The following is a 5,774-nucleotide window of genomic DNA, read 5'->3' on the forward strand; positions in this document are numbered from 1 at the left end:
TCGCATAGGTGCCGGCGAGCGCGATCGGGATCACCAGGAAGGCGAGGATGAAGAGGATGGCTAAGGTCGCGGGGATGGTGCGGTTGCCACTGACCGCGACAAGCAGGCGGCGGTAAAGCGGCCAGCTGGCGAAAGCGATGACGAGCGCCGCCAGCACCGGAAACAGGAAGCCGTGGAAGAAATAAACGCCGGCGGCGACGATCAGCACCAGCAGCCAGCGCGCCGCCGACAGCGGCGGAATGACGGCGGACCTGAGCGGCGTCGACAGGCCGAACAGGCGTTGCTGCCGTTCCGGTTTCTGGATTTTTGCTTCCTTCAAACGCCTGGCTCTCCCAAACACCCCTCCTGTTTATGCACTGATATAGTGCAGCAATCGTGACGATAGTCCAAATCATTGGGGATCTCCCCCCTCGAGGGGGAGATGGCCGGCAGGCCAGAGGGGATCGCCGCGCGTGAAGCGCTAGCATTCTCTGTTCGCAAAGCAGGAGGTCGCGTCCAGTCGTGCCGACCCCTCTGTCGCCTTTGGCGACATCTCCCCCTCGAGGGGAGATTAGCAGCGCTACCCAAATTTCCCCGTCCTCGGGAATCCCTTCGGCACCATCCGTCCGGCCGACGCACGGGCACCGATCCACTCGGCCAGTTCCTCGCGCGACCTTGTGAAGGTGCGGTCGGCCGAATCCTGCCAGGAGAGGCCGGTCTCCAGCGTGAACGGTTTGAGATCGAGAAGGCCGCCATCCTTGTATTTCTGCAGCCGCACGCCCTTGCCGCGGCCCATCTCCGGAATCTCGGCGAGCGCGAACACCAGCATCTTGCGATTCTCGCCGACGATGGCGAGATGGTCGCCGGTGACCGGGATGCAGCGCTTGGCTTCGTCCGGCGCCTTGACGTTCATCACCTGCTTGCCCTTGCGGGTGTTGGCGACGACTTCCTCCTCCGGCACGATGAAACCGTTGGCGTCGTGCGAGGCCAGCAGCAGCTTGCGCTTCGGATCGTGAACGAAGGCGGTGACGATGTCCTGGTCATTGTCCATATCGACGATGATGCGGATCGGCTCGCCATGGCCGCGCCCGCCAGGCAGCCGGTCGGCGCCGATGGTGTAGAACTTGCCGCCGGTGGTGAAGACAAGAACCTTGTCGGTGGTCTGGGCATGGAAGGCGAGCTTGAGGCTGTCGCCCTCCTTGAAGGTCAGCGTCGAGAGATCGGCCAGATGCCCCTTCATCGCCCGTAGCCAGCCCTTTTCCGACACGACGACCGTGACCGGCTCGCGCTCGATCATGGCATGTGCGATGTCGGTCAGATCATGCTCGGGCGCGTCGGCGAACTGGGTGCGGCGCTTGCCGAGTTCGGTCTCCGGGCCGAACTTGTCGCGGATGTTGGTGACTTCCCATTTGATCGTCGCCCACTGCTTCTCGTTCGAAGCAAGCAGTGCCTCGATCTGCTTTTTCTCGGCGCTCAGGCCGTCGAATTCCTTGCGGATCTCGAATTCTTCAAGCTTGCGCAGAGCGCGCAGCCGCATATTGAGGATGGCTTCGGCCTGGGTGTCGGTGAGCGACCAGCGGGCCATCATCACCTGCTTTGGCTCATCCTCCTCGCGGATGATCCTGATCACCTCGTCGATGTTGAGGTAGGCGATCAAATAGCCGGCAAGTATCTCCAGCCGTCTTTCGATCTCGCCAAGCCGGTGTTTCGAGCGGCGGATCAAGACCTCGCGGCGGTGCTCGAGCCATTCCTGCAGCACGCCCTTCAGCGACAGCACGTTGGGCACCTTGCCGCGCGACAGCACATTCATGTTGAGCGGGAAGCGGCTTTCGAGTTCGGTCAGCTTGAACAGCGATTCCATCAGAATGCCGGGATCGACCGAACGGCTCTTCGGCACCAGCACGACGCGGACGTCCTCGGCGCTTTCGTCCCTGATGTCCTCGAGCAGCGGCAGCTTGCGCGCCATCAGCAGTTCGGCGATCTTCTCGATCAGCCGCGCCTTCTGCACGCCGTAGGGTATTTCGGTGACGACGATGCTCCAGGTGCCCCTGCCCTGGTCCTCCTGGAACCACTTCGAGCGCACGCGAAAGCCCCCGCGGCCGGTTTGATAGGCTTCGAGGATCGAGGCGCGGCTGTCGACGATGATGCCGCCGGTCGGGAAATCCGGCCCCTGGACAAACTCCATCAGCTTCGCCACCGGCGCGTCCCGGTTTTCGATCAGGTGAAGTGCGGCATCGCAAAGCTCGGCGGCGTTGTGGGGCGGGATCGATGTCGCCATGCCCACCGCGATGCCGGACGAGCCGTTGGCCAGCAGATTCGGAAAGGCGCCGGGCAAAACCACCGGCTCCTCGTCTTCTTCATTGTAGGTCGGCCGATAATCGACGGCATCCTCGGTGATGCCGGACAACAGTTCGGTCGCCACATCGGTCATGCGCGCTTCGGTGTAGCGCATGGCGGCGGCGTTATCACCGTCGATGTTGCCGAAATTGCCCTGCCCGTCGACCAGGGGATAGCGCATCGAAAAATCCTGCGCCAACCGCACCAGCGCGTCATAGATCGACTGGTCGCCATGCGGGTGGAACTTGCCCATCACCTCGCCGACGATGCGGGCGCATTTGGCAAAGCCCTGGTCGGGGTTAAGCCGCAGCAGACGCATGGCGTGCATGATGCGGCGATGGACCGGCTTCAGTCCGTCGCGCACATCGGGCAGTGCCCGGTGCATGATGGTCGACAGCGCATAGGCCAGATAGCGCTCTTCCAGCGCCTTCTTCAGATCGACCGGTTCGATATGATCGCCACCGCCATTTTCAGGCGGCAAAAGCCTTTTTCCCATGGGCTCGGACTAGCTGAGCGGGTGATTCGCGGCAATAGCCCGACAGAGATACCGGCCCTTCTGCAACATGAAACCGCACCCCGGGGGATGTCGGCCAACATCAGCCTGTTACATGCGGGTTCTATGGCCAAGCGCGACGATATCCGGCTATCGGCTCTTCATGACAAATTCACCGGTTTGCGCAAAGACGGTGGGATCGGGTTTGCCTTTCATCGCGATTTTTGACCAATGTGCCGGGACACGCCTTTTTCCGGTCCAGTTCGTCACGGAATGGTGATGGCGCAAATAATTGAAAAACAATTTCAGGACACTCTCAGGGACCTTGCGATGACAATCAAACGCTCAACTCTTAGGAAATTGGCCCTTTCGACCTTCTTGCTCACGCTGCCGCTGAATGCGGCCCTCGCACAGGATACGGCAGTGGCCGACCGGCTGAAGGCCGCGCTTGTCGCACAAGGTGTCGACATCACCTGGACCGGCGTGACCGGCGACAACACCAGCATGGTGCTGCAGGGCGTTGCCATCAAACCGGCGGCGGAGAAGGAAGCGCTTCCCATCGGCGACGTCAAACTCGAAGGTGTGACCGAGGCAAATGGCGGCTATGACATCGCCACCGTATCGACGGCTGCCTTCACACACAGCAAGGACGGCGTCACCCTCGACCTCAGCCCCTTCGTCATTCATGACATGACAGTTCCGGCCGACGGCGCCACCGGCCCGCTCGGCTCGCTGATGATGTACAAGTCAGCCGAACTCTCGAACATGACCGTCAAGGTCGCCGACAAGACCGCCTTCTCGATGGACGGCCTTGCCATCGAAATCACGCCGCCGGCGGACGGCAAGGCGATGGAATTCACGGCCACCACGGAGAAATTCAACGCCGACCTGACGCTGGTGGACGATCCGAAGTCCAAGGAAGTCATCAACGCGCTCGGCTACCAGAACATCGCGGGCAATCTCGAAATGGCCGGCACCTGGCAGCCCACGGACGGCAAGATGGAACTGTCGAAATACGACATCTCGGTCGAGAATGCCGGCACGCTCGGCATGACCTTCAATCTCGGCGGCTACACGCTGGACTTTATCAAGTCGCTGCAGGAAATGCAGAAGAAGATGGCGGCACAGCCTGAAGGCGCCGACAATTCGGCGCAAGGCATGGCCATGCTCGGCCTGTTGCAGCAGCTTTCGTTCAACAGCGCCTCGATCCGCTTCGACGACGATTCGCTGACCAACAAGGTTCTGGACTATGTCGGCAAGCAGCAAGGCATGTCCGGCAAGGACATCGCCAACCAGGCCAAGGCGATCGTGCCGTTTGGCATGGCGCAGCTCAACAATCCGGAACTGACGGCGCAGGTTACGGCCGCGGTCAGCAAATTCCTCGATGATCCGAAGAGCCTCGAAATCTCGGCCGAGCCGCCGGCATCCGTGCCGTTCGCACTGATCATGGCGGGCGCCATGTCCAACCCGCTCGACCTACCGAAGACGCTCGGCGTCACCGTCAAGGCCAACGAAGACTGATCGAAGTAGTTCCCTTCTCCCCGTCACTATACGGGGAGAAGGTGCCGGCAGGCGGATGAGGGGCAGCGCCGACGCCTACAAATTGCAATTCATGCCGAACCGATTGCCAGGCGTCAGCTGCAACGGCCGTTCGCCAATCGCCCGCATCCGCGCTGCCCCTCATTGTCCTGCCGGACATTTCTCCCCGTGTAGAGACGGGGAGAAAGGGCAGTTGCAACGCCGCCGTCAGTCCTTCTTGGGCACGGCAACGCGCAGCGCCAGGTCGCGAAGCTGCTGCGGGCTCGCTTCCGACGGTGCGTTCATCAACAGATCGTAGGCCTGCTGGTTCATCGGGAACATGGTGATCTCACGCAGGTTCTTGGCGCCGAGCAGCAGCATGACGACGCGGTCGACACCGGCGGCCATGCCGCCATGCGGCGGCGCGCCATACTGGAAGGCGCGGTAGAGGCCGCCAAAGCGCTCCTCGACCGTGGCGCGATCCAGCCCGACCGTCTCGAATGCCTTGACCATGGTTTCGGGCAGATGGTTGCGGATACCGCCGCTGGCGATCTCGAAGCCGTTGCAGACCATGTCGTACTGGAACGCCTTGATGCCGAGCAGGTCCTCGCCATTCAGCGCATCGATGCCACCCTGCGGCATCGAGAACGGGTTGTGGGCGAAGTCGATCTTCTTCTCTTCCTCGTTCCACTCGAAGAACGGGAAGTCGACGATCCAGCACAGTTCGAAACGCTCGCGGTCGACAAGGTTCAGCTCCTCGCCGGCACGGGTGCGCGCAGCCCCCGCGAAGGAGACGAACTTCTTCGGATCCCCGGCGACAAAAAAGGCCGCATCGCCGTCGGCAAGGCCGAGTTGAAGGCGGATCGCCTCTGTGCGCTCCTCGCCGATGTTCTTGGCGAGTGGGCCGGCGCCTTCGAGCTTGTCACCCTCCTTGCGCCAGAAGATATAACCCAGCCCCGGCTGGCCCTCGCCCTGCGCCCAGGAATTCATGCGGTCGCAGAAGGCGCGGCTGCCGCCGGTCTTTGCCGGAATGCCCCACACCTCGGCCTTCGGATCGTTGGCCAGGATGTTGGCGAACACCTTGAAGCCGGAATCGCGAAAATGGTCGGAAACGGCCTGCATTTCGATCGGGTTGCGCAGGTCCGGCTTGTCGGAACCGTATTTGCGCATGGCCACATCATAGGGGATGCGCTGGAAATTCTGCGTCACCGGCTTGCCGTTGGCGAAGGTCTCGAAGACCCCGCGCATGACAGGTTCCATGGTCGAAAGCACGTCGTCCTGCTCGACGAAGCTCATTTCAAGGTCGAGCTGGTAGAACTCACCAGGGAGACGATCGGCGCGCGGGTCCTCGTCGCGGAAGCAGGGCGCGATCTGGAAGTAGCGGTCGAAGCCCGACACCATGATCAGCTGCTTGTACTGCTGCGGCGCCTGCGGCAGCGCGTAGAAG

Annotated in this window: 4 protein-coding genes and 1 pseudogene; 2 read left to right on the forward strand and 3 right to left on the reverse strand. The window is 62.0% G+C overall.

Features of this window, described 5'->3' with window-relative positions:
• A pseudogene (locus EN749_RS29235) lies at positions 1-319 on the reverse strand (AI-2E family transporter); the annotation flags it as partial.
• Positions 320-559: 240 nt separating this feature from the next.
• Complete coding sequence (gene parC / locus EN749_RS29240; protein ID WP_127408842.1) at positions 560-2,812, reverse strand: DNA topoisomerase IV subunit A; 2,253 nt, start codon at positions 2,810-2,812, stop codon at positions 560-562.
• Between parC and EN749_RS37890 the strand changes: the two genes are divergently transcribed.
• Together EN749_RS37890 and EN749_RS29245 are read left to right on the forward strand one after the other, a co-directional pair.
• On the forward strand, positions 2,768-3,037 hold the full coding sequence (locus EN749_RS37890; RefSeq protein ID WP_189367782.1) for a hypothetical protein: 270 nt from the start codon (positions 2,768-2,770) through the stop codon (positions 3,035-3,037). The two genes, parC and EN749_RS37890, sit on opposite strands and share 45 nt — an antisense overlap.
• A gap of 102 nt (positions 3,038-3,139) precedes the next feature.
• Positions 3,140-4,330: a hypothetical protein gene (locus tag EN749_RS29245; RefSeq protein WP_127267503.1), complete on the forward strand. Its 1,191-nt coding sequence runs from the start codon at positions 3,140-3,142 to the stop codon at positions 4,328-4,330.
• 225 nt (positions 4,331-4,555) lie between these two features.
• Here EN749_RS29245 and aspS read toward each other — a convergent pair.
• On the reverse strand, positions 4,556-5,774 hold a 1,219-nt coding region (gene aspS / locus EN749_RS29250), incomplete at its 5' end, for an aspartate--tRNA ligase (protein ID WP_128364462.1).

The organism is Mesorhizobium sp. M7A.F.Ca.ET.027.02.1.1 (assembly GCF_004022985.1).
Taxonomy (GTDB): Bacteria; Pseudomonadota; Alphaproteobacteria; order Rhizobiales; family Rhizobiaceae; genus Mesorhizobium.

Excerpts from the sequence above, each read along its gene's own strand:
- parC (WP_127408842.1), bottom strand. The coding sequence starts at position 2,812 with ATGGGAAAAAGGCTTTTGCCGCCTGAAAATGGCGGTGGCGATCATATC.
- EN749_RS29245 (WP_127267503.1), top strand. The coding sequence starts at position 3,140 with ATGACAATCAAACGCTCAACTCTTAGGAAATTGGCCCTTTCGACCTTC.
- EN749_RS37890 (WP_189367782.1), top strand. The coding sequence starts at position 2,768 with ATGATCGCCACCGCCATTTTCAGGCGGCAAAAGCCTTTTTCCCATGGG.